This is a genomic window from Paraburkholderia sp. J7 (genome assembly GCF_905220155.1).
In the GTDB taxonomy this organism is placed as follows: Bacteria; Pseudomonadota; Gammaproteobacteria; order Burkholderiales; family Burkholderiaceae; genus Paraburkholderia.
The window spans coordinates 223,579-238,403 of sequence record NZ_CAJMYZ010000009.1 but is presented as its reverse complement, the minus strand read 5'-3'; the positions used below and the strand labels follow the sequence as shown (position 1 = coordinate 238,403).

Annotated in this window: 14 protein-coding genes; 9 read left to right on the top strand and 5 right to left on the bottom strand. The window is 64.5% G+C overall.

Going from position 1 to position 14,825, the window contains the following annotated elements; translation table 11 throughout:
• Nucleotides 1–14: 14 nt before the first annotated feature.
• The gene (locus tag U5A58_RS17080) at nucleotides 15–761 is read right to left on the bottom strand and encodes an SDR family NAD(P)-dependent oxidoreductase (protein WP_321962321.1); all 747 of its coding nucleotides are present in this window, start codon (nucleotides 759–761) and stop codon (nucleotides 15–17) included.
• Between the two features lie 205 nt (nucleotides 762–966).
• Between U5A58_RS17080 and U5A58_RS17075 the strand changes: the two genes are divergently transcribed.
• A complete protein-coding gene (locus U5A58_RS17075; protein ID WP_321962320.1) occupies nucleotides 967–1,848 on the top strand; it encodes a LysR family transcriptional regulator in 882 nt (293 codons plus the stop codon).
• Nucleotides 1,849–2,068: 220 nt separating this feature from the next.
• Nucleotides 2,069–3,058, top strand: coding sequence for a zinc-dependent alcohol dehydrogenase family protein (locus U5A58_RS17070; protein WP_321962319.1), 990 nt, complete (start codon nucleotides 2,069–2,071; stop codon nucleotides 3,056–3,058).
• A gap of 33 nt (nucleotides 3,059–3,091) precedes the next feature.
• On the opposite strand, the gene U5A58_RS17065 is transcribed toward U5A58_RS17070, so the two are convergent.
• Complete coding sequence (locus tag U5A58_RS17065; protein WP_321962318.1) at nucleotides 3,092–3,826, bottom strand: metallophosphoesterase family protein; 735 nt, start codon at nucleotides 3,824–3,826, stop codon at nucleotides 3,092–3,094.
• Between the two features lie 178 nt (nucleotides 3,827–4,004).
• Between U5A58_RS17065 and U5A58_RS40860 the strand changes: the two genes are divergently transcribed.
• Nucleotides 4,005–4,094, top strand: coding sequence for a hypothetical protein (locus tag U5A58_RS40860; protein ID WP_415774241.1), 90 nt, complete (start codon nucleotides 4,005–4,007; stop codon nucleotides 4,092–4,094).
• Between the two features lie 29 nt (nucleotides 4,095–4,123).
• Here U5A58_RS40860 and U5A58_RS17060 read toward each other — a convergent pair whose 3' ends face one another.
• From U5A58_RS17060 to U5A58_RS17050, 3 genes are all read right to left on the bottom strand, one after another.
• Nucleotides 4,124–4,438: a high-potential iron-sulfur protein gene (locus U5A58_RS17060; RefSeq protein WP_321962317.1), complete on the bottom strand. Its 315-nt coding sequence runs from the start codon at nucleotides 4,436–4,438 to the stop codon at nucleotides 4,124–4,126.
• Nucleotides 4,439–4,457: 19 nt separating this feature from the next.
• Complete coding sequence (locus U5A58_RS17055; protein WP_321962316.1) at nucleotides 4,458–5,678, bottom strand: c-type cytochrome; 1,221 nt, start codon at nucleotides 5,676–5,678, stop codon at nucleotides 4,458–4,460.
• An 89-nt stretch (nucleotides 5,679–5,767) separates the two neighbouring features.
• Nucleotides 5,768–7,495: a methanol/ethanol family PQQ-dependent dehydrogenase gene (locus U5A58_RS17050; RefSeq protein WP_321962315.1), complete on the bottom strand. Its 1,728-nt coding sequence runs from the start codon at nucleotides 7,493–7,495 to the stop codon at nucleotides 5,768–5,770.
• 438 nt (nucleotides 7,496–7,933) lie between these two features.
• On the opposite strand from U5A58_RS17050, the gene U5A58_RS17045 reads away from it, so the two are divergent.
• The 6 genes from U5A58_RS17045 to pqqD all read left to right on the top strand — a co-directional run bounded on the left by U5A58_RS17045 (nucleotide 7,934) and on the right by pqqD (nucleotide 14,825).
• The gene (locus U5A58_RS17045; RefSeq protein WP_321962314.1) at nucleotides 7,934–10,261 is read left to right on the top strand and encodes a TonB-dependent receptor; all 2,328 of its coding nucleotides are present in this window, start codon (nucleotides 7,934–7,936) and stop codon (nucleotides 10,259–10,261) included.
• A 277-nt stretch (nucleotides 10,262–10,538) separates the two neighbouring features.
• Nucleotides 10,539–12,527 carry a sigma-54-dependent Fis family transcriptional regulator gene (locus U5A58_RS17040; protein ID WP_321962313.1) on the top strand — a complete coding sequence of 663 codons (1,989 nt, stop codon included), beginning with the start codon at nucleotides 10,539–10,541 and terminating at the stop codon, nucleotides 12,525–12,527.
• Between the two features lie 227 nt (nucleotides 12,528–12,754).
• The gene (gene pqqA / locus U5A58_RS17035; RefSeq protein WP_007178434.1) at nucleotides 12,755–12,829 is read left to right on the top strand and encodes a pyrroloquinoline quinone precursor peptide PqqA; all 75 of its coding nucleotides are present in this window, start codon (nucleotides 12,755–12,757) and stop codon (nucleotides 12,827–12,829) included.
• A gap of 66 nt (nucleotides 12,830–12,895) precedes the next feature.
• Nucleotides 12,896–13,819 (top strand): pyrroloquinoline quinone biosynthesis protein PqqB, encoded by a 924-nt coding sequence (pqqB, locus tag U5A58_RS17030; RefSeq protein ID WP_321962312.1) that lies wholly within the window; start codon nucleotides 12,896–12,898, stop codon nucleotides 13,817–13,819.
• 2 nt (nucleotides 13,820–13,821) lie between these two features.
• Nucleotides 13,822–14,541: a pyrroloquinoline-quinone synthase PqqC gene (gene pqqC, locus U5A58_RS17025; protein WP_321962311.1), complete on the top strand. Its 720-nt coding sequence runs from the start codon at nucleotides 13,822–13,824 to the stop codon at nucleotides 14,539–14,541.
• Nucleotides 14,538–14,825: a pyrroloquinoline quinone biosynthesis peptide chaperone PqqD gene (gene pqqD / locus U5A58_RS17020; protein WP_321934754.1), complete on the top strand. Its 288-nt coding sequence runs from the start codon at nucleotides 14,538–14,540 to the stop codon at nucleotides 14,823–14,825. The genes pqqC and pqqD overlap by 4 nt, the downstream gene beginning before the upstream one ends.

Here is a 14,825-nt window from a genome sequence, read left to right as displayed (position 1 = left end):
GTTCGAGCGACGTCTCAAAGCTTCGATCCGCCGTCCACGCGCAGCGTGTCGCCGGTGATCCAGCGGGCCGCGTCGGAGGTGAGGAACGTGACGGCTTCGGCAATGTCCTCCGGCTGCGCGATGCGCTTGAACGCCTGCATACCCAGCGCCGTTGCGCGGCCCGTTTCGGTTTTCGTGAAGGTCGACATGTCGGTGGCCACCACGCCCGGCGCGACGGCGTTCACGCGGATGCCGCGCGGCCCGAGCGCCGAGGCGAAGTGGGCGACGAGCGTATCCACCGCGCCCTTGCTCGCCGCATAGGCGGAAATCGCGCCAACGGCCGCGCGCGCGGCGAGCGAGGAAAGCAGCACGATGCTGCTGCCCTTGCACATGGTGGGCAGGAGTTGCTGAACCAGAAAGTACGGCGCGCGCACGTTCACGGCGAACAGGTCGTCGAAGTCTTCGACAGTCGTGCCTTCGAGCGGCGCCGACTTCGAGATGCCAGCGTTGGCGACGAGAATATCGAGCCGGTCGCCGACGATTGCCCGCACGCGCTTGGCCAGTTGATGCGGACCGTCGGCGTCGCGCAGGTTCGCGCCCACCTTCTGGGCCTTGCCGCCCGCTGCGCGAATTTCGGCGACGACTGCGTCGGCGGCATCTTCGGCGTGGCCGTAGTGCACGAGCACCTGCGCGCCGGCGCTGGCGAGCGAGAGTGCGATGGCACGGCCGATGCCGCGCGAGGCGCCCGTAACGAGCGCGGTCTTGCCGGTAAGCTGGGACATGGCGAATCTCCTGATCGACGGTTAGAGCCATACCCGCGAGCGATGGCTTTCGGGCGGGCGAGACTGTGAGCGCGCGGCGGGTGTTGCTCGATGCCCGCCGTGCGTGCTGCCATGTGCGCAACTCTAGGAGGTGCTTGCGCGGCGGAAAAAGACTTTGTAGGCTTGCCGGCATACCTGCGAGGCATGGGCCAGACTGGAGAGAGCGATGGAACTGCGGCATCTGCGGTACTTCGTGGCCGTGGCCGAAACCGGCAGCCTGACCGTGGCCGCGGAGCAGCGGTTATTCACGTCGCAGCCGTCGCTGAGCCGGCAGATCCGCGATCTGGAGGAGCAGGTCGGCGTGGCGCTGTTCATCCGCAGCGCGCGGGGCGTGGAGCTGACCGCCGCTGGCAAGGCCTTTCTCGACCATGCACGGCTCGCGCTGGCGCAGGTGGACGCTGCTGCCGAGGCTGCGCGCCGCGCGGCGCTGCCCGAACGCAAGGTGTTCGCGCTGGGCTTCCTCACAGGCCAGGAAATGACCTGGCTGCCGCGCGCGATGAGCGTGCTGCGCGACGAGCTGCCCAATATCGACGTGACCGTCTCGAGTTACTACTCGCCGGACGTCGCCGACGCGCTCGCGCGCGGCAAGCTCGATCTTGGCTTTCTGCGCGCGGAGCCCGGCTACGACCTCGAATACCGCGTGGTGAACCGCGAGCGGCTCGTCGTGCTGATGCCGAGCGATCACCCGCTCACGGCGAAATCCGCCATCTGTGCACAGGACATTGCCGGTGAGCCGTTCGTCATGGCGTCCAACAAGGCGCGTGTGCTGCACGAGGTGATCGTGGGCTATCTGCAGGCGCAGGGCGTGGAGGTGGCCACCGAGCACCGCGTGGACAACCTCGCCATGGCCATGTCGCTCGTGGCTTCCACGCGCGGCCTGGCGCTCATGCCGGAGTATGCAAACAACCTGCTGCCATGGTCTGTTGTGAGCCGTCCGCTGGAGGGCGAAGCGCCGACGATCGACCTCGTGGTGGGGTACAGTCGCGCCAACGCAACGCCCACGTTGCGGCTATTTCTTTCACGGCTCGACGAACTCATCCTTCCTTGATCCACAGGCCGCGCAAGGCGCCACGGCACGCGCGAGCTTCCCTGCCATGCCCGCAAGGCATGCCCCCCTTCCCAGAAGGTCTTTTTACTTTGCGTCGCGGCTCGCTAAATTGTCGATCACACGGCGACGAAAAGAGCCCCGTTCATCAGTCGAACTCGCAGGCCGCAGCGGCCTTGTGAGACGTTCATTGCTCCATCATCTATCGAAGCAGGAGTTGATCATGTCACGGACTATCAGGTTTGCAGAAGCAGGCGGCCCGGAAGTGCTGCAATTCGTGGACGAATCGGTGCGCGCCCCCGGCCCCGGCGAGGTTCGCATCACGGTGAAAGCGATTGGTCTGAATCGCGCGGAATCGATGTGGCGAAACGATCAGTACATCGAACCGGTGCGCTTTCCGGCAGGGCTCGGGTACGAAGCGGCCGGCATTGTCGACGCCGTGGGCGAAGGCGTAGCAGGCTTCGCATCGGGAGACAAGGTCAATGTGATCCCGTCGTTCTCGATGAATCAGTACCACACGTACGGAGAAAGCATCGTCGTGCCGGACTATGCGGTCGTCAGGCATCCTGAATCACTTTCGTTCGCGCAGGCCGCGTCGGTATGGATGATGTACGTCACCGCCTACGGCGCGCTGATCGAAGACGCGAAGGTGGGCGCGGGCGACTATGTTGTCGTGCCAGCCGCGTCGAGCAGTGTCGGACTCGCGGCGATCCAGATGGCCAACTACGCGGGCGCGACTTCGATTGCGCTCACACGCAGCGCTGGCAAGAAACAGCAATTGCTCGATGCGGGCGCGGCGCACGTGGTCGTGACCGACGAAACGGACCTCGTTGACGAGATCATGCGCATCACCGGCGGAAAAGGGGCGCGCGTCGCGTTCGATCCTGTTGGTGGCCCGAACTTCGCAAAGCTGATCTCGGTGCTGTCATTTCAGGGGATCGCGTATCTCTACGGCGCGCTCGATGAACGCGCCACGACGTTACCCGTGCTGGAGATGATCGCGAAGGTCATTAGCGTGAAGGCCCACAACATCTGGCTCACGAGCGGCGACGCCGCGCGCCGGAAAGCCGCGGTGGAATACGTGCTCAAGGGGCTCGAGAGCGGCGCGCTCAAGCCCGTGATTGACCGTACCTTTACGTTCGAAGACATGGTGGATGCGCACCGCTACCTCGAAACCAACGGGCAGTTCGGCAAGATCGTGGTGACGGTGTAGCACGCCGATACGCGGCGCTGCGCACGGGCGCTATCAGCAATAGCCGGTGCGCAGCGCCGTTTCCCAGTCGGGTCGTCCATTGGCGGCAGCGAGTTCGGCGGCCGCGTGCCAGTCGTATTCCACGGCGCGAAACTCCACCTCCCAGCCGCGCGGGCTTCTCGTGATGCTCGCGTAGCGGGCATGTGGCGTACCGGTTTCCATGCGATGCGGGAAGGGGTGTCTGTCCTCGTACGCGGGTAGGCCCACGCTGCCCGGGTTCACGATGAAGCGGCCGTCCGCGAGTTGCATCGAGCGGGCGAGGTGCGTATGGCCGCACAGAATCAACGTTGCCTCGACTTCGGCTGCGCGGCGTCTGACTTCGCCATGCGTTGCGGTTCGGCATCCGTCTGCCGTGACGGTTTCGAGGAAATAGGAGAGGTCGTCCTGCGGTGTGCCGTGCACGAGCAGCACGTCGCTATCGAGCCATAGCGTGGCAGGCAATGCGCCGACCCACACCAGATGTGCTTCACTGAGCGCCTCGCGCGCGAAGCGGTCCGAAGGTCCCATGCGCGTGCAATCCGGGTCGAGCAGCTGTCTTTCATGGTTGCCGCGAATCGTGGGCAAGCCAAGCTGCATCAACCGGTCCGCCGTTTGCGATGGATAAAGCGGGCCAGAAAGAATATCGCCAAGATTGACGATGACATCTGCCCCTTGCCGCTCGATATCGTCGAGCACCGCTTCGAGAGCGGGCAGATTGCCGTGAATGTCGGAAAGCGCCGCGATTTTCATGGTGCGAACGGAGGCTGGCCGCGAAAGTCGTGAATTGGGCGATTCTGGACGATTCGTTGGCCGGTGTCCACGGCCGATTGTCTTTACATTCAGCCGGGCCCCACGGTCACGGACATGACCGCCGGGCACATCGAGGCAATCAAGCCTTGCGCTCAAGCGCGCGGCGGACCCGGACGAGATCGCCGGACTCGTTGCGTGGCTTGCGCGCAAGGAGCCCGGCTACATGACGGGATCGACCTTCACGATCGATGGCGGCATGGCGCTGTGAGGGCGCGTAGTGGGCACACTCAAGCGCACTCAGGCGCGCTGGGCGTAGACGTTGCACCAGCCATCGGCGGCCACCGCCTTGCCGGGGAACATCGGGCACGCGCCTGCGGCATCGCCCGCCGCGCCCGAGTAGAAGCGGCAACTCGCGCAGCGCTGGCCCGCAGCGTACTTCGGGAACTTGCCGGCGTCGACGCTGCTGGCCTTCGCGCGATAGCCTAGCGACTTCGCGGTGGTGTCGTTCTCGTCGACGAGTACCGGTGCGGCGAGTGCGCGCCCGGCCGTCGCGAGCGCTGCGAAAAGACCGGCGGCGTGAAGGATGAAGAGTCTGCGATTACGGGTAATCATGCTAGTTTCCTGAGTGGGGTTAGTGGCGCGGGCCGGCGTTGAGCGGGGTGGTCGACGATTGCGCGGTTTCGGAGGTGAGCTTCGTGTTGCCTGCGTCGTAGCCGTTCGTGTAGAGCAGGTAGGCCATCAAATCTGCGTATTCCTGATCGGTCATCTTGCCCGGGCGGTCGGCTGGCATGTTGGTCGACATGTATTGGTAAATGCCGCCTATCGTCAGATGCGAATTCGCCGTCGGGGCGAAGGCCGGGCCGCTCAGCGCGGGCGCGGTAATGCCTTCGAGTTGCGCGCCGTGACACTTTGCACAGGATTCCGAATAAATATGTTGGCCGTGCTCGACCTGCTCGTGGTCGAATTCGGGCGCGTTGCTGCCAGTGGTTGCCGAGACCTTGATGAAAGCGCCAGCCGTGTGCATGGCGGCACGCCGATACGACGCCTTCGTGCCGTCGAGCGAGGCCGCATTCGAATGCGCCTCGCTAGCAGCGCCTTCCGGCAGTGTCCAGCCGCGCGTGAGTGCGGCGAGGCGGCCGTCGCCGTTCATGCGCGCGAGCGCATCGTCTATGCGTGTTTGCAGCGCTCGCATGCCGGAGCCCGACGCGAACACGAGATGCCAGTCGGCGTACGGCGAGGCCGTCGCCGCAACCGCGAATTGCTGCTGCGGATGCGCACGCTCGTAAGCCACGACTGCCGGATACCAGACGATTGCGCGCTGTGCGCGTCCTTTTGCGACCGCATCGACCGTCAGTTCGGAGGTATTTTCCAGGTCGAAGCGCGCGTTCTTCTGCTGCACGGCGATGAGCTGCGACGGGCTGGACCAGGTCGCGGCGACCGTCTCCTTGCTGTCGGCAGCCGCCGCTGCGGCGGGCGGGTGGCGTAACGTGACGCTCACATAGCCCGAGCGCAGATAGCCTTGCGAAAAGATCATCTGCGAGCCCGATGCGTCGGCGACGCTCGAGCGCGGGAAACCGGCAACAAGGTCGCAGTCGCGGCCCAGCGCGCTGGCTAGCTCATGTGCCGAGATGCCGTCGTCGCCACCGTCGTCGTCGATGCCGCGCGTGACGAACGTTGCGGTCACGCCAGCGGTTTTCAGCACGGCGCGCGCGACGGCCTGGTCGAGCGCAGCGGTGGGGCTGCCCGGCAGCGTGCAAACACGTACAGCGTTCGCCGCCGCATGCGCGCCGGTGTGCGCGCCGCCTGCCGCGAGCGCGGCGGCCACGGCGAGATAGGTGATCCGGATGTTCATGATCGTGCGTTCCAGTGAAGTCGGGGCCGCACGCACGCGCGGGTGGCTTGCGCGTGCGGCGAAAAGCGGGAGCGTAGTTCCGCGTCGGGTCAGCCGCGCTCGAGTGCGAACACGTAGAGCGTGCCGCCGCGCGGGACATCTTTCGCCACATCGGCCATCGGGCCGCCCCAGATCGGATTGGCGCCGCCGTAGCCGGCCAGCACGGCAACGTATTCCTTGCCGTCGACTTCGAACACGGAAGGCTGCGCAATGATGCCGCTCGCAAGTTGCGGGCTTTCCCAGAGCACCTTGCCGGTGGCGACGTCGAACGCGTAGAGATGGCCGTCGAGCGAGCCGCTGAACGCGAGACCGCTCGCCGTCGTCGCCACGCCGCCGTTCCAGGGCATCTTGCTCCAGTGGCCCCAGAGCTTCTTGCCGGTGTTCACGTCGATGGCCTGCAACTCGCCATAACCCTCACTGCCCGGTTCGGGCTTGATTTCGAAGCCTTCGCCGAGATAGGGCAAGCCTTCCATGTAGCTCACGGATTTGCCCGAGAGGCTCATGCACGCGTGCAGCGCGGGCACCACGGCAATGTGCCGATCCGGATCGTAGGACACCGACCACCAGTTCTTGCCGCCCAGAAAGCTCGGGCAAGTGTCGATGGTCGTGCCGGCTTTCGGATACTTCGACGGGTCCTGTACCGGCCTGCCTTCGTCCGTGTAGCCTGTTACCGAGGTCGCCTTGACGAACGGCTCCGCGTAGATCAGCTTGCCCGTTTGCCGGTCGATCGCGTGGAAGAAGCCGTTGCGGTCCGCGTGAATGATGGCGTCGTAATCCTTGCCCTTGTACTGGATGTTCGCGAGGATCGGCGTATTGACGCCGTCATAGTCCCACGTGTCGTTGCTCGTGTACTGGTAATGCCATTTGAGCTTGCCGTTCTTCGGGTCGAGCGCGAGAAGCGAATCGGAGTACAGATTATCGCCGGGGCGCAGCGCGGCGAGCCACGGGCCCGGGTTGCCCACGCCCCAGTAGAGCGTGCGGCTCGCGGCGTCGTAGGTGCCGGTGAGCCACGCGGCGCCGCCGCCGTGCGCCTGCATGCCGTCGGGCCAGGTCTCCGAGCCTTTTTCGCCGGAGTCCGGAATGGTGTAGCGCTTCCACACGATCGCGCCGTCGTCGGGGTTCAACGCGGCGATGTAGCCGCGTATGCCGTACTCGCCGCCCGAGGTGCCTACGACAATCGAGCCGTCGAGTGCGAGCGGCGCGAGCGAGAACGCGTAGCCAAGGCCCGGCTCGAACATCTGCTTTTTCCAGACCACATTGCCGGTCTTCGCGTCGAGGGCGGCGATTTCGCCGCTTAGCATGGCGATATAGACATTCTTCCCGTAGAGCGCTACGCCGCGGTTCACCACGTCGCAGCACGCCGTCTTGAACGATTCGGCGCCCAGCTTCGGCTCGTATTTCCAGAGCTGTGTGCCCGTCTTCGCGTCGAATGCGTAGACGTTATCTTTCGGCGTGCTGACGAAGAGATAGTCGCCATTGATGATCGGCGTCGCCTCGAAGCCCTGCTTCAACTCGGCGGGAAACTGGTAGCTCCACGCCTGTTTCAACTCGCCGACGTTCGACGCGTCGATTTGCTTGAGCGGCGAATGCGACTGGCCGTTGTAGCTGCGGTAATACGTGAGCCAGCCTGGATCGCTTTGCGCGCGGGTCAGGCGGTCATAGGTCACGGGCGGATAGTCCGAGGCGGCGTCCACTGGGCCCGCGTTCAGGGACATCGCCGCCGCGATGGCCATTGCGCAGGTCGCAAGCCGGCTTGCCGCAGCCGAGCGTCTCTTCATCTTCGTCTCCTGAATATTTGTCGATGCACGGCCGGGAAGCGGTCAGGCTGGATGAGCGAGGGATGAGGCCGGTCCGGGTGCGCAGCCGTTCTTGCAAGTCGTATGCCATTCGCCGCGAAGCGTTGCGCACAAGGCGCTCCAGCCCGTTGACCGGCGCGCCGGCGAGGTGCCCCGCATGGGGCCGATGTGTTGCATTCCGGTACAGGCCGAGGCGAAAAGTGTTGGCGAACGTGACAGTGGGGCATTCGCGGCAGCGGGCGCTGCACGGTATCGCGCGTGCCGAGGCACAAGCGCAGCACGGAGAAGGCTGCCTGCAACCCGGCTGGCACGTTCCTGGCTAGATCCCGGCAAAGAGGATACGGTTGTGTGCGCATCGGTCTGTACCCGGCGCTTCGGCGTTGAGCGGGTCTGAGCGCAGAAAACAGATGGAGACGAAAGTTGATCCCAGAGAAGGTGGCGGGCGTGAGCCGAGGCAGCGCGAGGCGCACGTATGCGGCGCTTGGGTTGAGCGTCGCACTCGGTACGCCTGGGCTTGCCGGCGCGCAAGCGCAGAACGCAGGGAATATAAGCACGGGTGAAAACGCGGCGAGCGTAACGTCGAGCCCGACCCTGCTGCCCGCTGTCGTGGTGGTCGGCACAACGCCGCTGCTCGGCATCGGCACGCCGCTCGCAAAGGTGCCGGCCAATGTGCAGACCGTGAGCGCGCAGGACATCGCGGTACAGCACCGCGAAACGCTGACCGACTTTCTTGCCGCGAATCTGCCGGGTGTGAGCGTGACCGATGCCCAGGGCAATCCCTTCCAGATGAACCTGACCTATCGCGGCTTCACGGCTTCGCCGGTGCTCGGCACCCCTCAGGGATTGTCGGTGTTCGTCGACGGCGTGCGGGTGAACGAGCCGTTTGGCGACGTCGTGAACTGGGACCTGATACCGACCGGCGCGATCGACAAGATCCAGCTCATTCCAGGCTCGAATCCTGTCTACGGTCTCAACACGCTGGGTGGAGCGATAGCGATTACGACGAAGAACGGGCGCACGAGTCCCGGCGGCGACATCGACTTCTCGGGCGGCTCATGGGGGCGCAAGAGCGCGCAGTTCGAGCAGGGCGGCACGCTCGGGCAGCACGTGGACTACTACGCGAACGCGAATGTAACGAACGACAATGGCTGGGCCGACCATAACGCAAGCCGTGTGCGCCAGGCATTCGGCAAGCTGCGTTACACCGACGACGATACGACGCTGTCGATGTCGGGCGGCGGCGCGGACAACCAGTTGTACGGCAGCCAGACCATTCCGCGCTCGTTTCTCGACAACCCGAGGCAGGCCTATACATTTCCGGACCTGAACCGCAACAGCGTGGGCTACCTCACGCTCTCGGGCGAGCACTTCTTCAACGACAATGTGGAACTGAGCGGCAATGCCTACTATCGGCATCTGCGCAACGAAAACGTGAGCAGCAACAACAACACCGACTACGGCTCGATCGACCAGGACGGGAACGTCGATACGCTGGAGGGCACGAACGTCGACTCCGTTGTCACGACCGACAGCTTCGGCGCGAGCCTGCAGCTCACGCTGCTCGGCAAGCTGGGCGGCATGGGAAGCCAGCTCGTTGCCGGCGTAGCGGCGGATTTCGCGAACTCGCATTACGTCTCGTCTTCGCAGGACGCCTCTTTCACCCCCGACCGCGCGACAGTCGGCATCGGCAATTTCGTTCAGCAAACCGATGCGAAAACGCGCAACGCGAACTATGGCGTCTATCTGAATGAGACGCTCACGTTCACGCCGCAATGGACGCTCACGCTTTCGGGTCGCTACGACTGGGCGAGCGCGCGCATTGCCGACGAAAGCGGCGTGCAACCGCTGCTCGACGGTTACCACACGTTCTCGCGCTTCAATCCGGCCGTGGGGCTCAACTGGAATCCGCTGCCCGCTGTCACCGTCTACGCGACCTACAACGAAGGCATGCGCGCACCCACCGCAATCGAGCTTGCGTGCGCGGACCCCGCCGCGCCGTGCTCGTTGCCGAACGACTTCGTGGCCGATCCGGCGCTGCAGCCCGTGGTCTCGAAGACGTTCGAGGCTGGTGCGCGCGGTCGCATCGGTGCGCAGACCACGTGGAGCGCCGCCGCATTCAGCACCACGCTTTCCAACGACATCGAGTTCGTGAGCGCAGCAGGCAGCACGCAGGGCTATTTTCAGAACGTCGGCAAAACCCGCCGCCAAGGTGTCGAACTGGCGGGGCACACGACGTTCGGCCGCGTTGGCATTGGACTGAACTACAGCTATGTGGATGCGACCTACCGCTCGACATGGACCGAGCAAAGCCCCGCGAACTCGTCGGCGGATGCGAACGGCGTCGTGACGGTGCGACCGGGCGACCATGTGCCAGGCATTCCGGCGCATGCCGTCAAGCTGCGGCTCGACTACGCGGCCACGGCGCAATGGAACATCGGCACCAACATCACGTGGCGCAGCGGCGTGTATGCGCAAGGCGACGAAAACAATCAGGATTCCAATGGAAAAATCGCGGGTTATCTGCTCGTGGATCTCGACACGCGCTATCACGTCACGAAACGGCTGGAGGTCTACGCGAGCGTGACGAACCTGTTCGACAAGCGCTACGCGAGCTTCGGCGTGCTGGGTCAGAACTTCTTCAACGGCTCCGGCCACACGTTCGATGGCGCGAACCCCGTGAACGAGCAATTCGTCGGACCAGGCGCACCGCGCGGTTTTTGGGTGGGCCTTCATTACGCCTGGGATTGAACGCCGCGACTGATGCGCGCATCGGGGTGAGTCCGCATTCCTCCACGCGGACCATTTGCGGTAATACACAGGATGGCGAATCGCTGCGCCACGCGTTTTGATCGACGCAGGCAGCTTTGCATACGGTTCGCTTACACAGCGTGTTGCGCGTCGCGTGCGCGTTCGGCGCAAACCGGCCAGCTCGATTCGATGGCCGGATGGCCCGGAGCTTGCTAATAGAGGACACCGAGAAATACTGAAGTGTCCGGCAAGGCACCGGCCAATCGTGGAGGAGAGTATGCGCGACGACGTTCATATGGCCGCGGGGCAAGCGGTCCCGGTGTGCAATGGCTGGCCCGCGCCGTCGATTCAGAAGGCGCACGAACGATCAGAGACATTCGGTCTGCGCGCAACGGCGAGACCCGATTACGACGTGCTTTCGGGCGCGGGGCTCGAGTTGAAGCGCGAGCAGAACCGCGTGCTGTGCATGCACGCCACGCCCGTGATGGAAACGCTGCACGAGCAGATCGTCAACACGCAAAGCATGATCGTGCTGACCAATGCAGAAGGCCTGATCCTGCATTCGATCGGTGACGACGACTTTCTCCAGCGCGCCGAGAAGGTCGCGCTGCGGCCCGGCGCCAACTGGGCCGAGGACCGCCAGGGCACCAACGCAATCGGCACCGCGCTCGCCGAGCGCTGTGCCATGGTCGTGCATGGCGATCAGCATTACCTCGCGGCGAACCGTTTCCTCACCTGCTCGAGCGTGCCGATCTTCGACCCGTACGGCGACGTGATCGGCGTGCTCGACGTAACGGGTGACCATCGCAGCTATCACCAGCACACCATGGCGCTTGCGCGCATGTCCGTGCAGATGATTGAGAATCACTTATTTGCGACGACTTTTCAGGAGACGCTGCAGGTCTCGTTTCATGGCCGCCCGGAATTCCTCGGCACGCTCATGGAGGGCATCATCGCGTTCACGAGCGACGGGCGTTTTCTTTCGGCCAACCGCAGCGCGCAGTTCCAGCTCGGCCTCTCGCTCGCCGCACTGCGGGCCCATACGCTGTCGTCGCTGTTCCAGACCACGAGCGCGCAACTCATCGACCGGATGCGCTCGGGCCTGGAGTCGCACCTCATGCTCAATCTGGTCAACGGGGCGGTGGTTTGCGCGCGCGTGCAGTTCAGGCGCGCAACGCTGGCCGAAGGCGCCCGGCCTGTCGTGGTGCACGACGCGCTTTCGCAGCCATCTGCCTGCGCGATGGCGCAGCCGCCTTCCACGGGGCTCTCGCGCCTGAGCTACCTCGACACGGGCGACCCGCAGGTGGCGCTCGTGATCGCGAAGGTGCGCAAGGTGATCGGCAAGGACATTCCGGTTCTCGTCACCGGCGAAACCGGCACGGGCAAGGAGTTGCTCGCGCAGGCCATTCACAACGACTCGCCTCGCCGCGACCGGCCGTTCGTGGCCGTGAATTGTGCGTCGATTCCGGAAACGCTGATCGAATCGGAACTGTTCGGCTACGAGGAGGGCGCGTTTACCGGCGCGCGGCGCAAGGGTTCGGCGGGCAAGCTGTTGCAGGCAAATGGCGGCACGCTATTTCTCGACGAGATCGGCGACATGCCGTACCCACTGCAAGTGCGCCTCTTGCGCGTGCTGCAGGAGCGCATGGTCAATCCGCTCGGCTCGGCGAAGACCATTCCCGTTGATGTCGCGATCATTTGCGCCACGCACCGCGATTTGCGCGAGATGATCGCGCAGAACCGCTTTCGCGAGGACCTGTATTACCGGCTTAATGGCCTCGTGGTCCGCTTGCCGCCGCTGCGCGACCGCACGGATCTCGCGGTCGTGATCCAGAAGCTCCTGCACCGCGAATCGCACGGACGTGCGAACCGGCTGCCGCTCAGCGTCGCGCCGGACGTAATGGCGCTGTTCGAGCGCTGTGCGTGGCCGGGCAACTTCCGGCAACTCGGCAACCTGCTGCGTACCGCCGCCGCCATGGTCGACGACGACGGCCAGATTCGCCGCGAGCATCTGCCCGATGACTTCTTCGACGATTTGCGCTGCCGCGGCGAGCCGCACGCTTTGGCCGCGGCGCCCGCGTTTGCGGACGTTTCGGTGCTGGAGGACGCACGCCTTGAAGACGTGACGGCCTCGACCATTGCGGCCACGCTGGCGCGCCATGGCGGCAACGTTTCGGCTGCGGCGCGGGCGTTGGGCGTGTCGCGCAACACCATTTATCGCAAGATGCCCTGCGCCGATCCAGGCCGCGGGTCGGGCGACGCCTGAAGCGCCATTCGCGGCACGCCGCCAGGTCACTGCCTTTCTCCTCCTCTGTCCCACGGGTGTTGCATCCTGTAGCACCCGTGTTCCGAAACGCAACACCCTTCGCCACGCGTGCAGCATTGGCTGCATCGGACGAGCGCTGGCTCGCACCGGCATGTCCCTTGCTTTGAAGAGACTGGCCGCACATTCGATGCGGTATTGCGACTCAATCTCAAACAAGGAGACATGTCATGCAGTGGACGACCCCCGCTTATTCCGACCTGCGTTTCGGCTTCGAAATCACGATGTATATCGCCAACCGCTGAGCACACGGCAGTGTGCCGTCCGCTCAGCCATGAAGGCCGAGCGGGCGGCATGCAGCGAGAACGATCATGAAGATCAGAATACTGGGTTCAGGCGCGGGCGGCGGCCTGCCGCAATGGAACTGCAACTGTGCGAACTGCCGCCGTGCGAGGCAGTATGGTGCAGACGTGCTGCCGCGCACGCAGTCGTCGATTACGGTGAGCGGCAACGGCGTGGACTGGGTGCTCGTCAACGCGTCGCCGGATCTGCTCGCGCAGTTGCGCGCGCATCCCGACCTGCAACCGGCGCGCGCAATGCGCGATAGCGCGATCGCGGCCGTTGTGTTGACCGACGCGCAGATCGATCACGTAACGGGCCTGCTGATGCTGCGTGAACGCACGTCGCCGCTGCCACTCTATGCGTGTGCGCCTGTGCTCGACGATCTGTCGAGCGGCTTGCCGCTCGTGCCGCTGCTTGGCCATTACTGCGGCGTAGAGGCGCATACGGTCGCGCCAGGCGAGCCGTTCACCATTGCTGCTTGCGCCGGGCTGCGCTTTACCGCGATGCCCGTGGAGAGCAAACCGCCGCCTTATTCGCCTCGCCGCGAGGCTTCCGCGCCGGGGGATAACGTGGCCCTCCTGATCGAGGACATCGAAGCGGGCACGCAGGCGTTCTACGCGCCGGGTCTCGCACAGATGAATACCGATGTACTCGGCACCATGCGCCGCGCCGACCTTGTGCTCGTGGACGGCACGTTCTGGACCATCACCGAGATGATCGACCTCGGCTTCTCGACGAAATACGCTGCGGACATGGGGCATCTCGCGCAGCGCGGCGCCGGCGGCCGGCCTGGCATGATCGACTGGCTCGACACCTTACCGCGCGCCACGCGCAAAGTGCTTACGCATATCAACAACACGAACCCGATTCTCGACCCGCAATCCGTCGAACACGCGCAACTGCGTGCACACGGTATCGACGTGGCCCACGACGGCATGCAATTTGAGGTATGACAATGAACGCACCTCTCCTGTTACCGGACACGCACGAAATACCATGGACTGCGAATGAATTCGAAGCGCGCCTACGTGCGCTCGAATCACGCTATCACATTCATCATCCATTCAACCGGATGCTCAACGGCGGGCGCTGCTCTCCCGCGCAGATTCGCGGGTGGGTCGCGAACCGCTTTTATTACCAGATCAACATTCCGCTCAAGGACGCGGCGATCCTTTCGAACTGCTCTGACCGCGCAACACGCCGCCGCTGGATCCAGCGTCTCATCGACCACGACGGGCAAGGCGAGAACGAAGGCGGCATCGAAGCCTGGGTGAGGCTGGGCGAAGCCGTTGGCGTCGATCGCGAAACGATGTGGTCGCAACGGCTTGTGTTGCCAGGCGTGCGCTTCGCAGTCGACGCGTATGTGAATTTCGCGCGGCGCGCGCCATGGCAGGAAGCGGTGTGCTCGTCGCTCACGGAGATGTTCGCGCCGCAAATCCACCTCGACCGGCTCGCGGGCTGGCCGTCGCATTACCCGTGGATCGAGCCGCAAGGCCTTCAGTATTTCCGCAGCCGCGTGCCGCTCGCGCAACGCGATGTCGAACACGGGCTCGAAGTGACGCTGAGCCATTTCCGCTCGGCCGCCGAACAGCAGCGTGCCGTCGGGATCCTGCAGTTCAAGCTCGATATTCTCTGGTCGATCCTCGATGCGGTCGAAAAGGCATGGCCCCTATGAACCCGATAATGCCCGATGCAGGCAGCGGCGTGCCGCTGCGCCCGCGTTTGCGCGGCATGTACCGCTTGCAATGGGAGGCGGCCCAGGACGCGTATGTGCTGCTCTATCCCGAAGGGATGGTGCAGCTCAATTCGAGCGCGGGTGAAATACTCGCGCGTTGTGACGGCGCGCACGAACTCGACGAGATCATTGGCGAGCTGGAGCGCCTGTTCAGCACCTCCGAGCTGGCGCCGGACGTCTATCGCTTTCTCGATCACGCGCGGCTGCGCGGCTGGCTCGACTGA

Excerpts from the sequence above, each read along its gene's own strand:
- U5A58_RS17050 (WP_321962315.1), bottom strand. The coding sequence starts at position 7,495 with ATGAAGAGACGCTCGGCTGCGGCAAGCCGGCTTGCGACCTGCGCAATG.
- U5A58_RS17080 (WP_321962321.1), bottom strand. The coding sequence starts at position 761 with ATGTCCCAGCTTACCGGCAAGACCGCGCTCGTTACGGGCGCCTCGCGC.
- U5A58_RS17060 (WP_321962317.1), bottom strand. The coding sequence starts at position 4,438 with ATGATTACCCGTAATCGCAGACTCTTCATCCTTCACGCCGCCGGTCTT.
- pqqD (WP_321934754.1), top strand. The coding sequence starts at position 14,538 with ATGAACCCGATAATGCCCGATGCAGGCAGCGGCGTGCCGCTGCGCCCG.
- pqqC (WP_321962311.1), top strand. The coding sequence starts at position 13,822 with ATGAACGCACCTCTCCTGTTACCGGACACGCACGAAATACCATGGACT.
- U5A58_RS17040 (WP_321962313.1), top strand. The coding sequence starts at position 10,539 with ATGCGCGACGACGTTCATATGGCCGCGGGGCAAGCGGTCCCGGTGTGC.
- U5A58_RS17070 (WP_321962319.1), top strand. The coding sequence starts at position 2,069 with ATGTCACGGACTATCAGGTTTGCAGAAGCAGGCGGCCCGGAAGTGCTG.
- U5A58_RS17055 (WP_321962316.1), bottom strand. The coding sequence starts at position 5,678 with ATGAACATCCGGATCACCTATCTCGCCGTGGCCGCCGCGCTCGCGGCA.
- U5A58_RS17075 (WP_321962320.1), top strand. The coding sequence starts at position 967 with ATGGAACTGCGGCATCTGCGGTACTTCGTGGCCGTGGCCGAAACCGGC.
- U5A58_RS17065 (WP_321962318.1), bottom strand. The coding sequence starts at position 3,826 with ATGAAAATCGCGGCGCTTTCCGACATTCACGGCAATCTGCCCGCTCTC.
- pqqB (WP_321962312.1), top strand. The coding sequence starts at position 12,896 with ATGAAGATCAGAATACTGGGTTCAGGCGCGGGCGGCGGCCTGCCGCAA.